The sequence below is a fragment of the Fundidesulfovibrio sp. YSD1 genome, assembly GCF_055397115.1.
On sequence record NZ_AP043666.1, the window covers coordinates 2,572,526 to 2,591,624 of the forward strand.

Annotated in this window: 17 protein-coding genes; 11 read left to right on the forward strand and 6 right to left on the reverse strand. The window is 68.4% G+C overall.

Annotated features, from left to right (window positions below; all coding sequences use genetic code 11):
• The first annotated feature begins 224 nt into the window (after window positions 1-224).
• Window positions 225-1,610, forward strand: coding sequence for a glutamate--tRNA ligase (gltX, locus tag ACZ5V4_RS12095; RefSeq protein ID WP_464315108.1), 1,386 nt, complete (start codon window positions 225-227; stop codon window positions 1,608-1,610).
• A gap of 99 nt (window positions 1,611-1,709) precedes the next feature.
• Here gltX and ACZ5V4_RS12100 read toward each other — a convergent pair whose 3' ends face one another.
• Window positions 1,710-1,988 carry a cysteine-rich small domain-containing protein gene (locus ACZ5V4_RS12100; protein WP_464315109.1) on the reverse strand — a complete coding sequence of 93 codons (279 nt, stop codon included), beginning with the start codon at window positions 1,986-1,988 and terminating at the stop codon, window positions 1,710-1,712.
• Between the two features lie 32 nt (window positions 1,989-2,020).
• Between ACZ5V4_RS12100 and ACZ5V4_RS12105 the strand changes: the two genes are divergently transcribed.
• Complete coding sequence (locus ACZ5V4_RS12105; protein WP_464315110.1) at window positions 2,021-3,118, forward strand: VgrG-related protein; 1,098 nt, start codon at window positions 2,021-2,023, stop codon at window positions 3,116-3,118.
• A gap of 173 nt (window positions 3,119-3,291) precedes the next feature.
• On the forward strand, window positions 3,292-3,969 hold the full coding sequence (locus ACZ5V4_RS12110) for a hypothetical protein (RefSeq protein ID WP_464315111.1): 678 nt from the start codon (window positions 3,292-3,294) through the stop codon (window positions 3,967-3,969).
• A 69-nt stretch (window positions 3,970-4,038) separates the two neighbouring features.
• Here the strand turns inward: ACZ5V4_RS12110 and ACZ5V4_RS12115 are convergent, their stop codons facing one another.
• A complete protein-coding gene (locus ACZ5V4_RS12115; protein ID WP_464315112.1) occupies window positions 4,039-5,595 on the reverse strand; it encodes a hypothetical protein in 1,557 nt (518 codons plus the stop codon).
• Between the two features lie 60 nt (window positions 5,596-5,655).
• Window positions 5,656-7,071 carry a DHA2 family efflux MFS transporter permease subunit gene (locus ACZ5V4_RS12120; protein WP_464315113.1) on the reverse strand — a complete coding sequence of 472 codons (1,416 nt, stop codon included), beginning with the start codon at window positions 7,069-7,071 and terminating at the stop codon, window positions 5,656-5,658.
• Between the two features lie 94 nt (window positions 7,072-7,165).
• Here ACZ5V4_RS12120 and ACZ5V4_RS12125 point away from each other — a divergent pair, with 94 nt between their 5' ends.
• The 5 genes from ACZ5V4_RS12125 to ACZ5V4_RS12145 all read left to right on the forward strand — a co-directional run bounded on the left by ACZ5V4_RS12125 (window position 7,166) and on the right by ACZ5V4_RS12145 (window position 13,468).
• The gene (locus ACZ5V4_RS12125) at window positions 7,166-7,804 is read left to right on the forward strand and encodes a CerR family C-terminal domain-containing protein (protein ID WP_464315114.1); all 639 of its coding nucleotides are present in this window, start codon (window positions 7,166-7,168) and stop codon (window positions 7,802-7,804) included.
• Window positions 7,804-8,982, forward strand: coding sequence for an efflux RND transporter periplasmic adaptor subunit (locus ACZ5V4_RS12130; protein WP_464315115.1), 1,179 nt, complete (start codon window positions 7,804-7,806; stop codon window positions 8,980-8,982). The genes ACZ5V4_RS12125 and ACZ5V4_RS12130 overlap by 1 nt, the downstream gene beginning before the upstream one ends.
• On the forward strand, window positions 8,979-12,101 hold the full coding sequence (locus ACZ5V4_RS12135; protein WP_464315116.1) for an efflux RND transporter permease subunit: 3,123 nt from the start codon (window positions 8,979-8,981) through the stop codon (window positions 12,099-12,101). The genes ACZ5V4_RS12130 and ACZ5V4_RS12135 overlap by 4 nt, the downstream gene beginning before the upstream one ends.
• Entirely contained in the window at window positions 12,088-12,618 is a 531-nt protein-coding gene (locus ACZ5V4_RS12140; RefSeq protein ID WP_464315117.1) for a cyclase family protein, read from the forward strand. The genes ACZ5V4_RS12135 and ACZ5V4_RS12140 overlap by 14 nt, the downstream gene beginning before the upstream one ends.
• Before the next feature lie 79 nt (window positions 12,619-12,697).
• Window positions 12,698-13,468, forward strand: coding sequence for a sulfite exporter TauE/SafE family protein (locus ACZ5V4_RS12145; protein WP_464315118.1), 771 nt, complete (start codon window positions 12,698-12,700; stop codon window positions 13,466-13,468).
• Between the two features lie 79 nt (window positions 13,469-13,547).
• Here the strand turns inward: ACZ5V4_RS12145 and ACZ5V4_RS12150 are convergent, their stop codons facing one another.
• The 3 genes from ACZ5V4_RS12150 to ACZ5V4_RS12160 all read right to left on the reverse strand — a co-directional run bounded on the left by ACZ5V4_RS12150 (window position 13,548) and on the right by ACZ5V4_RS12160 (window position 16,641).
• Window positions 13,548-14,402 carry a PEP-CTERM sorting domain-containing protein gene (locus tag ACZ5V4_RS12150; RefSeq protein ID WP_464315119.1) on the reverse strand — a complete coding sequence of 285 codons (855 nt, stop codon included), beginning with the start codon at window positions 14,400-14,402 and terminating at the stop codon, window positions 13,548-13,550.
• Between the two features lie 173 nt (window positions 14,403-14,575).
• Window positions 14,576-15,667, reverse strand: a complete 1,092-nt coding sequence (gene gmd, locus ACZ5V4_RS12155; protein ID WP_464315120.1) for a GDP-mannose 4,6-dehydratase — start codon at window positions 15,665-15,667, stop codon at window positions 14,576-14,578.
• Complete coding sequence (locus tag ACZ5V4_RS12160) at window positions 15,664-16,641, reverse strand: GDP-mannose 4,6-dehydratase (RefSeq protein ID WP_464315121.1); 978 nt, start codon at window positions 16,639-16,641, stop codon at window positions 15,664-15,666. Before ACZ5V4_RS12160 ends, gmd begins: the two co-directional genes overlap by 4 nt.
• Window positions 16,642-16,873: 232 nt before the next feature.
• On the opposite strand from ACZ5V4_RS12160, the gene ACZ5V4_RS12165 reads away from it, so the two are divergent.
• From ACZ5V4_RS12165 to ACZ5V4_RS12175, 3 genes are all read left to right on the forward strand, one after another.
• Window positions 16,874-17,146: a hypothetical protein gene (locus ACZ5V4_RS12165; protein WP_464315122.1), complete on the forward strand. Its 273-nt coding sequence runs from the start codon at window positions 16,874-16,876 to the stop codon at window positions 17,144-17,146.
• Window positions 17,147-17,193: 47 nt separating this feature from the next.
• On the forward strand, window positions 17,194-17,724 hold the full coding sequence (locus tag ACZ5V4_RS12170; protein ID WP_464315123.1) for a periplasmic heavy metal sensor: 531 nt from the start codon (window positions 17,194-17,196) through the stop codon (window positions 17,722-17,724).
• A 160-nt stretch (window positions 17,725-17,884) separates the two neighbouring features.
• Window positions 17,885-19,099 (forward strand): DUF4405 domain-containing protein, encoded by a 1,215-nt coding sequence (locus ACZ5V4_RS12175; protein ID WP_464315124.1) that lies wholly within the window; start codon window positions 17,885-17,887, stop codon window positions 19,097-19,099.

Below are 19,099 nucleotides of genomic sequence, written 5' to 3' on the forward strand. Positions count from 1 at the left end.
CCGCAAACCTAAGCACCGGATGCGGGCAGTCAAAGCCGACCATTTTAAGCAGAATTCATGCCGCAATCTATACGCACGGAATAACGAGATAAATATTTCGCGTTGCTCCGTGCTTGTGCAACATCCTGCACCTGCGGCCGGTGTGTGCAATCCGGTGCCGCGCGCGTTGACAGCCGCCCGCTCCGGCGCGTACCAGCCCTGCACAACGATTTCGCGGAGGCCACATGACCGTCATAACCCGTTTCGCTCCCAGCCCCACCGGTCAGCTGCACATCGGCGGCGCGCGCACGGCCATCTTCAACTGGCTCCTGGCCCGCCAGGCCGGGGGCACGTTTTTGCTGCGCATCGAGGACACCGACACCGTGCGCTCCGAGGCGGCCTACACCGAGGGCATCCTGGCCTCCATGAAGTGGCTGGGCCTGGACTGGGACGGCGAGCCCATCTACCAGAGCAGGCGCTTCGACATCTACAACGCCTCCATCGACCGGATGATCGAGACCGGGCAGGCCTACTGGTGCTCCTGCACGCCCGAGGAAGTGGAGGCCATGCGCGAGGCCGCCCGGGCCAAGGGACTCAAGCCCAAGTACGACGGCCGCTGCCGCGAGCGCGGCCTGGGGCCCGGCCCCGGGCGCGTGGTGCGCCTGAAGGCCCCGCTGGCCGGGGTCACGGTGATGGACGACGTGGTGCACGGGGCCGTGGCCTTCGAGAACTCCGAGCTCGACGACATGATCCTGCGCCGCTCCGACAACGCCCCCACCTACAACCTGGCCGTGGTGGTGGACGACAGCGCCATGGGCATCACCCACGTCATCCGGGGCGACGACCACATCAACAACACGCCCAAGCAGATCCTCATCTACAAGGCCCTGGGCCTGCCCCTGCCCGTGTTCGGCCACGTGCCCATGATCCTGGGGCCGGACAAGAAGAAGCTCTCCAAGCGCCACGGCGCGACTGCCGTGTACGAGTACGACGCCGAGGGCATCCTGCCCGAGGCCATGCTCAACTGCCTGGTGCGCCTGGGCTGGGCCAGCGGCGACCAGGAGATCTTCAGCCGCGAGGAGCTCGTGAAGCTCTTCTCGCTCAAGAACCTGGGCAAGTCCGCCTCGGTGTTCGACCGCGAGAAGCTCCTCTGGCTCAACCAGCACTACATCAAGGAGAGCGCGGTGGCCCGCCTGGCCGGGCTCCTGGAGGGCGTGCTGGCGGGGCGGGGCTTCACGAACCTGGACAAGGCCTACCTGGAGGCCTTCATCCCGCTCTTGCAGCCGCGCTCGCGCACCCTGGTGGAGATGGCCGACCAGGCCCAGATGTTCGTGGCCGAGGCCCCGGAGATGGACGCCCAGGCAGCGACGAAGTTTTTGACCGAGGACGTCTTGCCGCACCTGGCCGCCCTGCGCGCGATCTTCGCCCAGGCCCCGGCCTTCGAGCAGGAGCCCCTGGAGGCCGCCGCCAAGGCCTACCTCGACGAGAAGGGCCTCAAGTTCAAAACCGTGGCCCAGCCCCTGCGCGTGGCCCTCACCGGGCGCACCGCGAGCCCCGGGCTCTTCGAGATGATGCAGGCCATGGGGCGCGAGCGGGTGCTCGCGAGGTTGGACCGGGTTCAGGCGAAGTAGGAGGGCGGCCGCGAACGGGCGGCCGTTTGATCATCGTGCCGGATTATCGCCCGGCGGTTCGCGCGAGGCGCGGATCGCCGGGCGTTCGCGTTTCCTGGCCTATCCCCCCGAGCGCCTTTTCGCGAATTCTTCCTTCAGCCGCTTGAGCACGTGCTCGTAGCCTCCGGGGTGGTGCGGCTTCAGGCAGGGGGTGCAGTCCTTCACGCCGTTCGCGTCCCGGAAGTCGCCGCCGCAGTTCTCCAGGAAATACAGCGGGCAGAAGCAGAACAGGCAGTTGAAGCCCTCGGGGTCGGCCCCGGGGTGGCAGGGGTAGTAGCGGCAGGCCCGGTTCTGGAAGAACTGGTGGGCGGGCGGCTGGCACGGTGATTGCTGTGACATGGGTCGCAGTCTCGTGGAAGGGGGTTCACGTCATGGCGATGACGCCACAGAACATCAAGGCCGCCCTGGCGGCCAGGCCGGAGCTGCAAAGGTTCGGCAATAACAAGCTCTCGCAGGACCAGACGACGTTCAAGGCCATGCTCACCAGCCAGCTCGGTGTAAGCCAGGAGGTGCTCGGCGGCAAGGGCAAGGACGTGCTTTCCATGCTGTCCTCCATGCCCGCCGCGCGCAAGGACGGGGTGGTGGACGTCAACCTTCCGGCGGGCAAGCCCCCGGCGGCCAGGGGCGCGGCGGCCTCCAACGAGGTGCGGGGCGGCATCGACCGCAACGCGCGCCACCCCGAGGACCTGGGCCATCTTCCGGGCGCGAATGCCAAGGGCGCGCTGCCCCAGGGCTTCACCAAGGACGAGGAGGACCTCCTGCTGGCCGCGGCCGCGGCCGAGTCCAAGTTCCTGGCGGCCAAGCGCCAGGCCGCCGTGCGCAAGGAGGACGCCCGCTACGCCAAGTCCGACAGACTGGGCGTGCTGTCCGCGACCTACGAGTCGCGCGGGGCCATCGACGCCATCGGCTACGACGGGCGCGGCGGCACGTCCTACGGCACCTACCAGATCGCCTCGGGCGTGGGCACCATGGGCCGCTTCATGGATTACCTCGAAACCAAGGCCCCGGACCTGGCCGTGCGGCTCGCCGCCTCCGGCCCGGCCAACACCGGCGGCAGGAGCGGGGCCATGGCCGAGGAGTGGCGGCGCATCGCGGCCGAGCACCCGAACCGCTTCGAGGCCCTGCAGCACGAGTTCATCTCCTCCACGCACTACCAGCCCGCGCTCAAGTCCATCAGCATGACCACGGGCGAGGACATGTCCACGCGCTCCCAGGCCGTGCGCGAGGTGCTCTGGAGCACCGCCGTGCAGCACGGACCCAACGGGGCCTCCGAGATCTTCACCCAGGCCCTGGAGAAGCTCCAGGCCTCGGGCAAGTCCAAGTCCGACAAGGACCTCATCGAGGAGGTCTACGGGCAGCGCATGGTCCAGTTCGCCGGGCGCGGCAGGCTGCGCGTGGCCGTGACCTCGCGCCTGGCCGACGAGAAGCAGTCCGCCTTGGCCATGCTGGGCGGGCGCAACGTCAGCTAGTGTGGCGCCCGCGAAATGAGTGTACAGTCATTTCGTGGGTAATGATCCGAAATGATTGTTTTATCCTTGGAAAAAACGTCCATGTTTTTCAAGGAGGCGGCACCCGGCGCCGGGCTTGCAACGCGGAAGGCCTGCGGCTATCTTCAGAAAATACGACCCCAAGGGAGGCGCTCGTGTCCGCAATGGTGACCCGGTTGGCGATGGTTCTCGTCTTGTTGCTGGCGATGTCCGGGACGTGCCTGGCCGCGGCCAAGGGCGTGCTCGCCGAAGGCTTCGGCGCCGTGGCCTGGGGCGAGGACGTGGGCAGGCGCGACGGCTTCATGAAGCTGCGCTCCCAGGACGGGATCGACTATTACGTCAACCTGCGCGAACGCTTCGAGTTCAAGGGCTACGGCAAGCCCACGGTCTTCTACGGCCAGGCCGGGGGCAGGCTCTACGCCGTGCACCTGCGCCTGAAGGACGGCTCCGGCTACGACAAGCTGCTGGCCGAACTGCGCAAGATCTACGGCAAGGGCAAGCTGGCCAAGTCCGACGACGGCGAGGTCGCCAGTTGGCGCACCGGGCCCGTGCGCGTGAAGCTCAAGCGCGACCAGGACGGGGCCGTGAAGCTCTCCTTCTACTACCAGCCCGTGGCCGTGACCCTGGACGCCCTCCAGGCCGACGCGGACCCCTCCGCCGAGGATCTGGCCAGGATGCTCCCCCCCGGCACCCCCCAGGTGAAGTCCCCCTCGTCGGCCGCCCCGGCCGGCCAGGAGGAGTACGTGGGCATCGACGTGCTCAAGTACCTGCGCGAGGGCGAGAAGCTCCTCAAGGTGGATATCCCGCGCTACCGCAAGAACACCCAGCAGTAGGCCCGGGAAGGATCGAAAAACGGACGGCGCGGTCTCCCGCGCCGTTTTTTTTGCCGTCCGGAAGGGGGATCAGGCCCCGGCCGGAGGGGCCGGAGCCGGGGCGGGCTTGACCATGCCCAGCCTGGAGAGGATTTCGGCCAGCCTGGCCTGGACGTTGGTGGAGGCCTTGGCCACGAGTTGGAGGTTCACCAGCAGCACCACCTCGGTCTTGAACTCCATGCGCATCCACAGCCCGGTGAGCGCCTGGGAGAGCTCCGGCCCCATGTTGGCCAGCTTGATGGCCTGGGCCAGCTCCTGGGGGGTCTTGTCCTTGAAGATGAGCCAGTCCCGGGAGCCGGGGTCGTCCTCGAAGAACACCTTCTGGCGGATGCGGTTGAACCCGGCCCCTGCCAGGGCCTCCACGTCCCTGCGCGCGGCCCGGTGCTGCCTCAGGCACTTGATCTGCACCTTGGCCCCTTCCTCCTGGGTCTTCTCGGCCAAAAGCCTGCACAGGGCCAGCTCCAGCATGAGCGTGTGCGCCTGGGCCAGGGAGGCCGGGTCGAAGGCCTGGGCCACGGCCAGGAGCTTCTCGATGTCGCGCGGGGGGAAGGACTGCATGGCCTTGGCGATGTCCTCGCGCAGGATGCACAGGGCCAGGGCGGCCCCGGCGGCCATGGCCGTCATCTGGTTCCTGATGAACTCGCGGGCGGCCTGCTCGCGCGCGGCCCTGCGCTCGGGGTTGTCCGCGTCGGGCTCGGGGGGCAGTTCCTCGTCGCTTAGGGGCTTGCCCTCCGCGAAGATCTCCACGAAGCGGGCGGCCACCGGGTCCATGCAGGCCACGCGGGCCAGGATGTCCAGGTCGTGGCGCGCGGGCTTGCCGGGCAAAAGCGGCGTGCCCAGCCCGGCCAGCATGGAGGCCGCGGCCTGGGCGCAACGCCCGGCCTGGGGGTCCTGGCGCGCGGAGTCGAAAAGGGTCTGGAGGCGGGTCTTGTCGATGTCCTTGTCCGTGCCGGGCAGAAGCTCCAAAAGCCCGTCCAGTGGCACGCGCACGGCCACGAACGCGCCCTCGCGCCCGAGCTTGAAGCGCTCCCTGGCGATGAGCTCCGGGTAGGAGCGGTTCACGAAGCCCAGGGCGAAGCGCTCCAGCAGGGCCTTCCAGTAGCGGTCGTCGGAGAAGCCCGCGTGGGTCACCTCGTCGATGTCGGCCAGGGCCGTCTCGCCGAAGCGGCGGATGATCACGTCGTTGAAGTCGTCGCGCACCACCCCGGAGAGCAGGATGTAGCCCTGGAGGCATTTGGCCAGGAGCGACTCGAGGTTGAGAAGCTGCCCCAGGAGGGCCGAGGACTGCTCCTCCTGGCCGGTGCGCGCCGCCACCTCGTACTGGTTGAGCGTGACCAGGAACTGCGACATCCAGTCGCGGTACAGCTCGTGGGCCGGGTGGGGTTCGCCGCGCGTGGCGATGGCCGAGGCCAGGTTCTGCTGGTCGTTGTCCAGGGTGGGCGATTCGGTGAGCCTGGCCTTGTTGGCCAAAAGCACGGCCAGGAAGATTTCGCGCTCGGCCACGTCCCTGCGGGCGGAAGTTTCCTTGAGGCGGCGCAGCGCCTGGAGGTAGCTGTCGATGCGGGTCGAGGAGTCGTCCTGGCTCATGCGGTCTTCCCCGGGCTGTGGGTCTCTTGCGGCCACCGTATCAAGGGTCGGGGCAAATGCCTAGCCGGACCCGGTGCGCGCCCCCATGCGCGCGAAGGCGAGGAGCACGCAGCCGAGCGCCAGGCACGCGGCCACTGTCAGGGCCGCGTCGAAGCCCGAGGCGAACGCGGCCTTTTCGGCCAGGCCCCTGGCCAGCGCGCTGTTGCGCGCGGCCTCGAACACGGCCGTGGACACCGCGATGCCGCTGGCCATGCCCAGGTTGCGCACCAGGGCCATCACCGCCCCGGCCACGCCGCTTTTCGAGAGCGGGGCGCTGCCCAGCACGGCGTTGTTGTTGGGCGAAAGAAACATCCCGAAGCCGAGCCCCAGCACGGCCTGGCCGGCCACGCAGCGCCAGAAGTCCGACGAGGCCGTGAGCTGCGTGTGCGAGTAGAGCGCGCACGCGGCCACGGTCATGCCCACGCCCGTGAGCAGCGCGGGGCTTATCTTCTCCGAGGCGTAGCCGGAAAGCGGGGCCGTGAAGGCCATGGCCAGGGGCATCACCGCCATGACCAGCCCGGTCTGTTGCGCGCCGAACCCGGCCACGCGGTCCAGGAAGAACGGCAGCATCACCGCGTTGGTCAAAAGGGCCATGAAGGCCAAGAGCGAGGCCAGGTTGCCGAGCGCCAGGGTGCGGATGCGAAAGAGCGAGAGGTCCACCACCGGGTGGCGCACAGTGGCCTGGCGGCGCAGGAAGAGCACGAACGCGGCCAGGGACGCGCCCCAGCAGGCGAGTATCCCCGGCGAATGCCAGCCCCAGCGCCCGCCGTGGGTGATGGCCGTGAGCAGAAAGACCACGGCCGCGGCGTACTGGACCGAGCCCGGCAGGTCGAAGCCACCCTCGGGTTCGCGCTTGTCGTCGGGCAGCACGCGGCTGGCCAGGATCATTCCCAGGATGCCCACGGGCACGTTGACGTAGAAGATGGACGGCCAGCCCAGCCAGCCCACCAGGAGCCCCCCCAGGCTTGGCCCGGCCAGCGACCCCAGGGACACCACCATGCCGATGATGCCGAGCGCCCGCCCGCGCTCGGGGCCGGGGAAGCTCATGATCACGATTGCCGGGCCGTTGGCCATCAGGAGCGCCGCGCCCACGGCCTGCGCCGCGCGCCCCGCGATCAGCCACCACATGCCCGGGGCCGCGCCGCACACGGCCGAGCCCAGGGTGAAGACGAGAAAGCCCGCGCGGTACTTGTTCCTGCGCCCGCTCAAATCGCCCAGCCGGCCGAAGGCGGGCAGCAGGCAGGCGATGACCAGCAGGTAGATGGTGATGACCCACTGCGCGAAGGGCAGGTCCGCGCCGAACTGCTGGGCGATCACGGGCAGGGCCACGTTGACGATGCCGCCGTCCAGGGTGGCCATGAAGGTGCCCGTGACGGAAACGCCCAGGCAGGCCCAGGGCTTGGCCGAGAAGGGGTTGTCGGATTGGTTACTTTTCATCACGGTAATGTCGCAGGGGCTAGCCAATACGCCTTTTGACAGCTAGTGGCAATGTTCGCTAAACGCGCGATTGAAACAAGTGTTTGAGGCCTTCATGCAGCATGCGGAGCAGGACGAGACGAAGCTCAGGCTTTTGGAGGCCGCGGGCGAGGTCTTCTCGGAGAAGGGCTACCGGCAGGGCACGATCAGGGAGATCTGCGCCCGGGCCGGTACGAACCTCGCCTCCGTGAACTACCATTTCGGCGGCAAGGAGGGCCTCTACCAGGCGCTCCTGGAGCACTGCCACCGCCGGGGCCTGATGCGCTACCCCTCCACGGCCGGGGTCACGGACGACGCCACGCCCGAAGAGGCCCTGGAGGCCTTCATCCGCTCCTTCCTCTACCGCACCCTGGCCGAGGACAGCCCGGCCTGGAGCACCAGGCTCATGGCCCGGGAGATGGGCGAGCCCTCCCCGGGGCTCGACCGCATGGTCAACGGCTCGGTGCGCCCGAACATTGAGCGGCTCATGTCCATCGTGGCCCTCATCCTGGGCGACGGGGCCAGCGCCGAGGACGTGCGCAACTGCGCGCTCTCCGTGGCCGGGCAGTGCCAGCACTACTACCGCTGCCGCGCGGCCATAGAAATCTTGTTCCCGGACGTAACCTGGGACACCGCGGGCATCGACGTTCTTTCACGCCATATTCTCACCTTCAGCCTCGCCGCCATGCGCGGCTATCGTCAGGAAGGATCATAATGGGACGCTTCAAGGCCGCCTGCATCGCGGGCGCACTCGTGATGTTGGCGCTCGCCGCCGGTTGCTCCGACGACAAGAAGGCGAACGCCCCGGCCAGGCGGCCGGTGCCCGTGGCCGTGGCCAAGGTGGATTCCGGGGCCATCCCCGTGAGCATCCAGACCGTTGCCAACGTGGAGCCCTTCCAGACGGCCGCCGTGCGCACCCAGGTGGGCGGGCTCATCGTGGAGCAGCGCGTGCGCGACGGCCAGGAAGTGGCCGCCGGCGACGTGCTTTTCGTGCTGGACCAGCGCCCCTTCCAGGCCGCGCTCAAGGAGGCCCAGGGCAAGCTCGAGCGCGACCAGGCCCTGCTCAAGAAGGCCGAGGACGACCTGACCCGCTACACCGGGCTCAAGCAGAAGGACGTGGTCAGCCAGCAGCAGTACGACCAGGCCCAGACCGACGCCAAAAGCCTGCGCGCCTCCATAAAGCTCTCCGAGGCTCAGATCGAGCAGGCCCGCATCCAGCTGGACTACTCCGTGATCAAGGCCCCCTTCGCCGGGCGCGTGGGCCAGGTGCTGGTCAACGTGGGCAACGTCATCAAGGCCAACGACGACCGCAACCTGCTTGTGATCAACCAGATCCAGCCCATCTACGTGAGCTTCTCCGTGCCCGAGCAGTACCTGCCCGAGATATCCTCGCGCATGGGCAAGGCCTCCCTGCCCGTGGACGCCTTCCTGGTCGGCGACGCCAGTGCCCCGGAAACCGGCGAGCTGGTCTCGGTGGACAACGCCGTGGACCGCGCCACGGGCACCATCAAGCTCAAGGCCCTGTTCCAGAACGCGGGCAAGCGCCTCTGGCCCGGCCAGTTCGCCAAGGTCACGCTCAAGCTGGCCAACCGCGAGGGCGTGCTGAGCGTGCCCTCGGCCGCCGTGCAGCAGGGGCTCCAGGGCAGCTACGTCTACGTGGTCACGCCCCAGAACACGGTCCAGTTCAGGCTCGTGGAGACCGGCGGCAGCGCCGGGGAGCGCTTCATCATCGCCAAGGGCCTCGAGGCCGGGGAGACCGTGGTCACCGACGGCCACGTGCGCCTGGCCCCCAACGCCCCCGTGGAGGTCAAGGGCGGCGACGCTCAGCAGCCCGCCAAGGCCCAGGCCGCTGACGGGGGCGCGGCGAAAGCCCAGGGAGGCAAGGCCCAATGAGCCTTTCATCGGGATTCATCAAGCGTCCGGTCATGACCACGCTGGTCATGGCCGCGCTCATGATCTTCGGCGTCATGGGCTACAACTCGCTGCCCGTGTCCGACCTGCCCAACGTGGACTTCCCCACCATCCAGGTCACGGCCACGCTCTCCGGGGCCAGCCCCGAGACCATGGCCGCGTCCGTGGCCACGCCCCTGGAGAAGCAGTTCTCCACCATCGCGGGCCTGGACTCCATGAACTCCAACTCCACCCTGGGCATGACCAAGGTCACGCTCCAGTTCGACCTCTCGCGCAACATCGACGCCGCGGCCCAGGACGTGAACACGGCCATCGCCCAGGCCTTCCGGAACATGCCCACGGAGATGACCACCCCGCCCACCTACCGCAAGGTGAACCCGGCGGACTCGCCCGTGCTCTACCTGGCGCTCACCTCGCCCACCATGCGCCTCTCGGACCTGAACGAGTACGCCGAGAACATGCTCGCCCAGCGCATCTCCATGGTCAGCGGCGTGTCCCAGGTGGTGGTCTACGGCTCGCAGAAGTACGCCGTGCGCATCCAGCTGGACCCGGACGCCCTGGCCAGCCGCGAGATAGGCATCGACGAGATCGCCAGCGCCGTGCGCGCCGCCAACTCCAACGTGCCCACGGGCACCGTGTCCGGCCCCAGCCGCGAGTACACGGTGCAGGCCTCGGGCCAGCTGACCAAGGCCGAGCTCTACGGGCCGGTGATCGTGGCCTACAAGAACGGCGCGCCCATAAGGCTCAATGAGATCGGCCGGGCCGTGGACTCCGTGGAGAACGACCGCCGCCGCAACTTCTACAACGGCGAGCCCGGCTTCGTGCTGGCCATCCAGCGCCAGCCCGGCACCAACACCGTGGCCGTGGTGGACGCGGTGAAGAAGCTCCTGCCCGCCTTCAAGGCCCAGCTGCCCCAGGCCGTGAACATGGAGATCATGATCGACCGCTCCGAGTCGATCAAGGAGTCGGTGGAGGACGTCAAGTTCACCCTGGTGCTCACGGTGTTCCTGGTCATCCTGGTGATATTCCTCTTCCTGCGAAACATCTCGGCCACCATCATCCCCTCGCTGGCCCTGCCCCTGTCGCTCATGGGCACGTTCGCGCTCATGTACCAGGCCGGGTTCAGCCTGAACAACATCTCGCTCATGGCGCTCACGCTCTCCGTGGGCTTCGTGGTGGACGACGCCATCGTCATGCTCGAGAACATCGTGCGCCACATGGAGATGGGCAAGCCGCCGCTCATGGCCGCCCAGGACGGGTCCAGGGAGGTGAGCTTCACCATCCTCTCCATGACCATCTCGCTCACCGCCGTGTTCCTGCCCGTGCTCTTCATGGGCGGCGTGGTGGGCAGGCTCTTCAAGGAGTTCGCGGTCACCATCTGCGTGGCCATCCTGTTCTCGGGCTTCGTGTCGCTCTCGCTCACGCCCATGCTCTGCGCCAAGTGGCTCAAGGCCCACGGCCAGGAGCGCCACGGCCGGGTGTACATGTTCATCGAGGCCGTGTTCGAGGGCCTGCTTTCCACCTACAAACGCTCGCTGGCCTGGGTCATCTCCCACCGGCGGCTGACCATGCTCTTCTCGCTGTCGCTCCTGGTGGTCACGGGCTGGCTGTTCACGGCCATCCCCAAGGGCTTCCTGCCCAGCGAGGACATCGGCCAGCTGGCCATGGTCACCGAGGCCGAGCAGGGCATCAGCTTCCCGGCCATGGTGGAGAAGCAGAAGCGGCTCATGGACATCATCGCCGCCGACGAGAACGTCCAGGGCTTCATGTCCGTGGTGGGCGCGGGCGGGCCCGTGTCCACGCTGAACTCCGGGCGCATGTTCATCAAGCTCAAGCCCCGGCACGAGCGCCCGCTCTCGGCGGACCAGCTCATCCAGAAGCTCAGGCCGAAACTGGCCCAGGTGCCCGGAATCATGGGCTTTTTGCAGAACCCGCCCGCCATCCGCCTGGGCGGCAACTTCAGCAAGGGCCTCTACCAGTTCACGCTCCAGAACCCGGACACCCAGGAGCTCTTCAAGTATTCCGCCGAGCTCGAGGAGAAGCTCAAGGACGTGGCCGTGCTCCAGGACGTCAACTCCGACCTCCAGCTCAAGAGCCCGCAGGTCTTCCTGGAGTTCGACCGCGACAAGATCTCGGCGCTCGGCATCAGCGCGCACCAGATCGAGGACGCCCTCTACACGTCCTACGGCTCGCGCCAGGTGTCCACCATCTACGCGCCCAACAGCGACTACCAGGTGATCATGGAGCTTCTGCCCCAGTACCAGGGCGACCCCTCGCTGATGTCGCGGCTCTACGTGCGCTCCCCGGCCACGGGCAAGCTCGTGCCCCTGGACGTGCTGGTCAAGCGCCAGCTGGGCGTGGGGCCCCTGTCCGTGAACCACTCCGGCCAGCTGCCCTCGGTGACCATCTCCTTCAACCTGCGCCCCGGGGCCTCGCTCTCCCAGGCCGTGGAGGCCGTGGAGAACATGGCCCGCCAGACCCTGCCCGCCAGCTTCTCCACCAAGTTCGAGGGCACGGCCCAGGCGTTCCAGTCCTCCTTCGCGGGCATGTCGCTTCTGGTGATCATGTCCATCGTGGTCATCTACATCGTGCTGGGCATCCTCTACGAGTCCTTCATCCACCCGCTGACCATCCTGTCCGGCCTGCCCTCGGCGGGCGTGGGCGCGCTGGCCACGCTCATGCTCTTCAGGATGGATCTGGATATCTACGGGTTCGTGGGCATCATCATGCTCATCGGCATCGTGAAGAAGAACGCCATCATGATGATCGACTTCGCCCTGGAGGCCCAGCGCGACGAGAAGCTCACCCCGGCCGAGGCCATCTTCAAGGGGGCCATGGTGCGTTTCCGCCCGATCATGATGACCACCATGGCCGCGCTCATGGGCACGCTGCCCATCGCCCTGGGCTTCGGCGCGGGCGCGGAGGCCAGGCGGCCCCTGGGCCTGGCGGTGGTCGGCGGGCTTCTTGTGTCGCAGCTGCTCACGCTCTACTTCACGCCGGTCTACTACGTGTACCTGGACCGCTTCCAGACCTGGCTGGGCAAGCGCTTCAGGACCAACGGGGAGAAGCGCGCCGAGGGCGCGCCCCATGCGGCTGCTTGACCTGACCCTGCCCCTGGGTGAACTGACGCCCGGCTACCCGGGCGACCCGCCCGTGCGCGTGCGCCAGGTGCGCGACCTCGAGACGCACGGGTTCAGGCTGCACGAGTTGTGCTTCGGCAGCCACGCGGGCACCCACGTCAACGCGCCCTGGCACATGGCCCAAGGGGGCGCGCGCCTGGAGGAGCTGCCGCTTGCGTGCTTCGTGGCCCGGGCGGTGGTGGCGGGCGGGCCGCACGAGCCCGGAATGGGCGTGGTCTACGCGGACGCGCCGCTCACTGCCGCCATGCTGCCCGAACTCCTGGCGTCCGGCCCGGCCTTCGTGGGCCAGGCCGTTCAGTGGCCCCTGGACGAGGCCATCGAGCGCGCGCTGTGCGAGGCCGGGATCGCGAGCTTCGAGAACCTGGCCAATACGCATCTGCTGCCGCGCGGGCGGGATTTCCTGTTTGCGGGCCTGCCCCTGGCCGTGCAGGGCGACGGCGCGCCCGTGCGGGCGGTGGCGATACTGGAAGAAGAGTAGGATGCCTCCGGCGGCCAGGGGGAGAAGCCTCCCCCTGGACCCGGCTTTTCGCTTCGCGCAAGGCTTCGGAGATATCACGATGGAGTATGTGCTGGTCTGCGCCGTGGCCCTGGCCGCTTCCGGGCTCACGCTCTTTTCCGGCTTCGGCCTGGGGACCATCCTCTTCCCGGCCTTCGCCCTGTTCTTCCCCGTGGACGTGGCCATCGCCCAGACCGCCCTGGTGCACATGGCCAACAACGCCTTCAAGCTCGCGCTCTTCTGGCGCCAAGCCGACCTGAAAACAGCCCTACGCTTCGGCGTCCCGGCCATGATCGCGGCCTACGCCGGGGCCAGGCTCCTGGTGCTGCTCTCGGACGTCCCGCCCCTCTTCGGTTACGAGGCCCTGGGGGCCGAGCGCCAGGTCAGCGTGGTCAAGATAGCCCTGGCCGCGCTCATGGGCTCTTTCGCCTTCGCGGAACTCAGGGGTTCCATCAAGAAGGGTCCGGCCTGGGGCGGGCTTGTGGCGGGCGGGCTTTTGAGCGGCTTTTTCGGCGGGCTCTCGGGCCACCAGGGCGCTTTCCGTAGCGCCTACCTGCTCAAGGCGGGGCTCTCCAAGGAGGCCTTCATCGCCACGGGCGTGGTCCTGGCCTGCGTGGTGGACGCAAGCCGCCTGGCCGTCTACACCGGGCACCTGGCCCGTCCGGAAGTGGCGGACAGGGCCTGGCTGGTGGCCGCCGCGTCGGTGGCCGCGTTCGCCGGGGCCTGGATCGGGCGCAGGCTGGTGCGCAAGGTCACGCTCGAAGGCGTGCGCCGCGCCGTGGCCTGGATGATGGCCGCCATCGCGCTGGGCCTGGCCGCCGGTTTTTTTTAGAGCGGACGGAATGGGAATGGCAAAGCCCCCCGGACGCCAGGCGTCCGGGGGGCTCTTTTGTGATTTCGGCGCGGGTGCGCTAGCCCTTTCTCGCCGCGCGCCGCCTGGCCGCCCAGATGCCCGCCAGGCCCAGCCCGCTCAGGAACATCGAGGCCGGTTCCGGGGTGGGCACGGGGCCGTTCGCCGCGTCCGGGCCCGTGGGGTCCGTGGCCGGGTCGCTGGGGTCGAGCAGGTCCCTGGGCGAATCGAGCAGGTTCTTGGAAGGGCCGCTCGGGGAGTAGGAATAGGGAGAGCCGCCGTCGCCGGACGAGCCGGGGTCACCCAGTATCCTGGCCATGGGCAGCACCTGGGCGATCTCCTGGGCGTCGAAGGGCTGCGTGGCCGTGGAGCGCGGCGCGCTGCTGGTCCCCGTGGATCCGCCGCCGGAACCTCCGGCCGATCCGCCGCCCGAGCCGCCGGACCCGGAGGAGAAGCCGCCCTGGGAGAACGCGGCCGGAAGGAAGAACCTCGTGCCGGGCATGCGCGAGCCAAGCCCGCTGCCGGCGTAACCCGAGGGGTCCACGCCCGGGGTCCAGGAGTGCGCGCCAGCGCCGCCCCCGGCCTCCTGCTCGGGACCGGGCACGGAGAAGAGCTCCTTGAACAGCGCGGGCTCCACCTCCAACGAGATGGACTCGCTGGAGGGCTTGACCTTGGCGGTCTTCACCCTGTCGTCCATCACGGAGCGACGTCCGGACGCCGTGGGCGGAACGGAGTCATCGTCGCTTCCGAACGGGATGTCCAGGTTCGAGAACAGTTCGCGGATCGCGGTGCCTTCCGTGGCTCCGGCCAGGCCGATGAAGGCCAGCAGGATCGCGAGAACCGGGGCGATGATCTTCACCGCGCTCTTGCCGGAGGCTGCCTTGGGCGGACGTGAAGTGGGGCGTTTGTCTCGCATTGTAAGACTACCCGACGCTTTTTTATGGTTTTTCTAACATTTTCATCCGGAAAAGCGGGAAAACAAGCGTCTTGCGGGGATGTTTTGCAAGCGTCGTACCGATGGCCGGGGCGTGACGGCAAAAAGAAAGGCCGGGCGGACCCGGCCTTTCCCTTGGAAGCGTGCGGGGGATGCTATTCGTTGAAGTCGAAGGTCTTGTAGCCCCTGGTGCGGCACATGTCGTCGCGCTCGGCGTCGCGCAGGTCGGCGCGGGTCATTTCGGCCACCATCTCCTCGAAGCTGATGCGCGGCACCCAGCCCAGCTTCTCCCTGGCCTTGGAGGGATCGCCCAGCAGGGTATCCACCTCGGTCGGACGGAAGTAGCGCGGGTCCACCGCCACCAGACATTTGCCGGTTTCGGCGTGGTAGGCCTTCTCGTCCGCGCCCTGGCCCTCGAAGCGCAGGGGGATGTCCAGCTCCTTGGCCGCGGCCTGCACGAACTGGCGCACGCTGAACTGCCTGCCGGTCGCGATCACGTAGTCGTCGGGCTCGTCCTGCTGGAGCATGAGCCACATCATCTCCACGTAGTCGCGGGCGTGGCCCCAGTCGCGCTTGGCGTCCAGGTTGCCCAGGTACAGGCAGTCCTGCAGGCCCAGCTTGATCCTGGCCATGGCCCTGGTGATCTTGCGGGTGACGAAGGTCTCGCCGCGCACCGGGGACTCGTGGTTGAACAGGATGCCGTTGCAGGCGAACATGTTGTAGGCCTCGCGGTAGTTCACCGTGATCCAGTAGCCGTAGAGCTTGGCCACGGCGTAGGGGCTGCGCGGGTAGAAGGGCGTCTTCTCGGTCTGGGGGATCTCCTGGACCTTGCCGTAGAGCTCCGAGGTGGAGGCTTGGTAGATCCTGGTCTTCTCGGTGAGGCCCAGGATGCGCACGGCCTCCAGCAAGCGCAGGGTGCCCAGGGCGTCGCAGTTGGCGGTGTACTCCGGGGTCTCGAAGGACACGGCCACGTGCGACTGGGCCGCCAGGTTGTAGATCTCGTCGGGCTTCACCTGCTGGATCACCCTGATCAGGTTGGTGGAGTCGGTCAGGTCGCCGTAATGCAGGATCAGGTTGCGGTCCTTGACCGAGGGCTCCTGGTAGAGGTGGTCGATGCGGTCGGTGTTGAAGAGCGAGGCGCGACGCTTGACGCCGTGCACCTCGTAGCCCTTCTCGATGAGCAGTTCCGCCAGATAGGCCCCGTCCTGGCCGGTGATGCCGGTGATGAGGGCGACTTTCTTGTTCATTTCGTTTCTCCTTGGGCAGTGAGCCTCTCGCGTTCGGCCTTGACCATGGCCCGCACCACCTCGGGCATGTCCATGGTGGCCTTCCAGCCGAGCACGCGCTCCGCCTTGGAAGGGTCGGCGCGGCTCACCAGGATGTCGGTGGGGCGAAGGAGGCTGGAATTGAGATCGACGTGTTCGGTATGGTCAAGGCCCAACTCCGCGAAGACCCGGGCCGTGAAATCGAGAAGGGAGTAGCTCTTGCCGGTGGCGATGACGAAATCCTCCGGCCTGTCCTGCTGGAGCATGCGCCACATGGCGTCCACGTACTCCCCGGCCCAGCCCCAGTCGCGCACCACGTCGGTGTTGCCGAGGCTCAGGCGCTCGCCCGAGCCGGCCGCGATGCGCGCGGCAGTGGACACGATCTTGCGCGTGACGAAGCGCGAGGGGCGCATGGGCGACTCGTGGTTGGTCAGGATGCCCGAGCAGGCGTAGAGCCCGTAGGCCTCGCGGTAGTTGGCCACGGCCCAGAAGGCCGCGGACTTGGCCACGGCGTAGGGGCTGCGCGGCTTGAAGGGCGTGTCCTCCCCGGCGGGCTCGGGGGAGTTGCCGAAGCACTCCGAGGAGCAGGCGTTGTACAGCCGCACCGGCTTGCCCAGGAGGCGCAGGAGCTCCAGGATGTTGAAGGCGGCCACGGCCACGGACTCGAAGGTCTCCAGGGGCTGTTCGAAGGAGAGCCCCACGGAGCTCTGCCCGGCCAGGTTGTAGATCTCCTCGGGCCGGACCTTCTCCATCACCTGCCAGAGGCTCCTGAAGTCGGTCAGCGAGGCAGAGTGGATGCCCACCTTGTCAGCCACGCCCAGGGCGCGCAGGGCGGAGGTGTTGGCCATGGACGCGTCGCGGGACGTGCCCGCCACGGCGTAGCCCTTGTCGCAAAGAAGCTTCGCCAGGTAGGCTCCGTCCTGGCCCGTGACGCCAATGATGAGGGCGGATTTCATGGGTGTTCCAGATCGTTCGGCTTAAGCAGCCTTCAATGTGCCAATCGTGGTCTTCTGTCAATGCGCGCGGCGGAAAGTGCTGTGCAAGTGCATGTGCAGCCCTTTGCACAAAACCGGCCCGAGGTGTTTTTCAGATGGCGTCATCCTGTTGATTTTCCATGGTGTTTCCTGTGGCACGCTTGCTGCTACATGACCGGCGCGGCGCAACGACGCTCGCCGCGAGGAGACGGCTATGAAAACTCTCGCTCTGATGATGTTGACCATGGCGCTTCTGGGCGGCCTGGCGGCCACTGCCGAGGCCCGGGGCCACGGCTGGATGCGCGGCCCGGGCAACGGATGGTGTCAGGTGGCCCAGGCCTCCCCGGCGCAGGGCTACGGCCCCGGCAACTGCCCCGCCTGGGCGCGCGGCGGCCAGGGCTACGGCCAGGGCCGCGGCTGGATGATGCAGCAGGGCTTGAACGCCCCCCAGGCTCCGGCCGCGCCGCAGGCCCCGGCGGGCAAGTAGATTTCGCTTCCGCCTGAAGCGCGGGAGCACAACCGAGGAGAATGACAATGAAATTTCGTCTGATGACCGTGCCCCTGGTGGTGGCGGCCCTCTTGGCCTCCGCGTCCCTGGCCCTGGCCCAGCCCTACGGGCGCGGCTTCCACGGCTGGATGGCCGGGCTGCCCCAGGAGAAGCAGGAGCAGGTGGCCAAGCTCTACATGGAAGGCCGCCAGAAGATTTACGAGCTCGAGAGCCGCAAGTGGACCCGCCAGGCCGAACTGAACGCCCTGCTGGCCTCCGACAAGCCCGACTCCTCCAAGATAGAGGCCCTGGCCAAGGAGATCGGCAACCTGAGCTCCATGGTCTACCAGGAGCGCGTGGCCCTGCAGCAGCGCATCTTCAAGGAGACCGGCGTGAACCTGCCCCTGGCCGGCGGCCCCGGGCGCGGCGGCTGCCCCGGCGGCGGCGGTGGCGGCGGCTACGGTTACGGCCCCGGCGGCTGTCCCATGATGGGCAACCCCGGCCCCGGCGCGGGCCAGCAGGCCGCTCCCCCGTGCTGTCCGCAGCCCGGCCAGCCTTCGGACCAGAAGGCGCAGTAAGCATACTTCATCCTGTTCCCATCCACCTCGCCTCAAGGAACCCCGCCACCCCTCACCGGCGGGGTTCCGCCTTTTCAGGGCCGATTGCCTTGTGCGCGCCCACGGTGCTAGACGGTGGCGAGGGGGCGCGCCCCCATGCCCATCCCTTGAGGAGCATCCGATGATCCGCCGTCTCTTCTGGCTGCTGTTCGCCTTTTCCCTGCTTGGCGTCACCGCCTCGTCCCTGGCCTTGTTCGCCGGTCCTTCGGGCGACGTGGCCATGTGGTCGGGCTGGACCTTCCTCGGGCTCACGCGCCCGCGCTGGGAGGCCCTGCACTTCGGCGTGGGCGCCCTGCTCGCGCTCTCCGGGCTCGCCTCGCTCGCCCTGGGCGGGCGGCGGGTGATGGCCGGGGGCGAGGACGAGCCCGACGCCGGGCCCGCGTGGGTCACGGCCGTGGTGATCTTCGCCTCCGTGCTCGCGGCCAGCGCGCTCATGCTGCCCCCGGGCGGCACGCTGGTGGGCATGTCGGAATCCCTCAAGTCCTGGCACGCCAAGAGCTTCGGCGAGCCGCCCGTGGCCGGGGCCGCGAAGATGAGCCCCACGGAGCTGGCCAAGCGCCTGAGCCTGGACCCGGGCAAGGCCCTGACCAACCTGGCCCTGCACAACGTGAAGCTCTCCTCCCCGGACGCCACCATCGAGGAGATCGCCCGGCAGAACGGGCTGGTCCCGGCGGCCGTGTACGAGACCCTGCGCGGCGGGCGCGAGCCCAGGCTTCCGGCCCCCGCCCCGGTGCAGACCGCCCCGGCCCTGGCTCCCCCCCCGCCGCCGCAGCTGCCCGCCGACCCCCCGCCGGGCCTCGGCAGGCTCAAGCTGGCCGACGTGTGCGAGCAGTACGGCCTGCCGCTCGCCAAGGCCGTGGAAACCCTGGGCAAGGCCGGGATCCGCTCCTCCGGCGACCAGACCCTGCGTCAGATCGCCCAGAACAACCTGATGCTCCCCGTGGAGGTCTACGACGCCCTGCGCGGCACGCCCCAGCGCCCCCCGGCGGACTCGCCGCAGGCGCCCGCCCCCGCTCCGCAGCCGGTTCCCCAGCCTGCCCCCGCCCCCTCTCCGGCCCCGCAGGCCCCGGCCGCTCCGGCCGAGCCCCAGCAGCAGGCCCCCGGCGTACAGCAGCCCGCTCCGGGCGCGCAGACGCAGGCTCCGGCCGCCGCCCCCGAGGGCCTCGACCGCATGACCCTGGCCGCCTTCTGCCGGGACCGCAACATCGACACGGCCCAGGCCCTGGCCAGGCTCCGGGCCAAGGGCATCGTGGCCTTCTCGGACATGACCTTCCGCGAACTGGCCATCGAGAACAACCTCACCCCGGAGCAGGTCATGGACCTCATGACGCGTTAG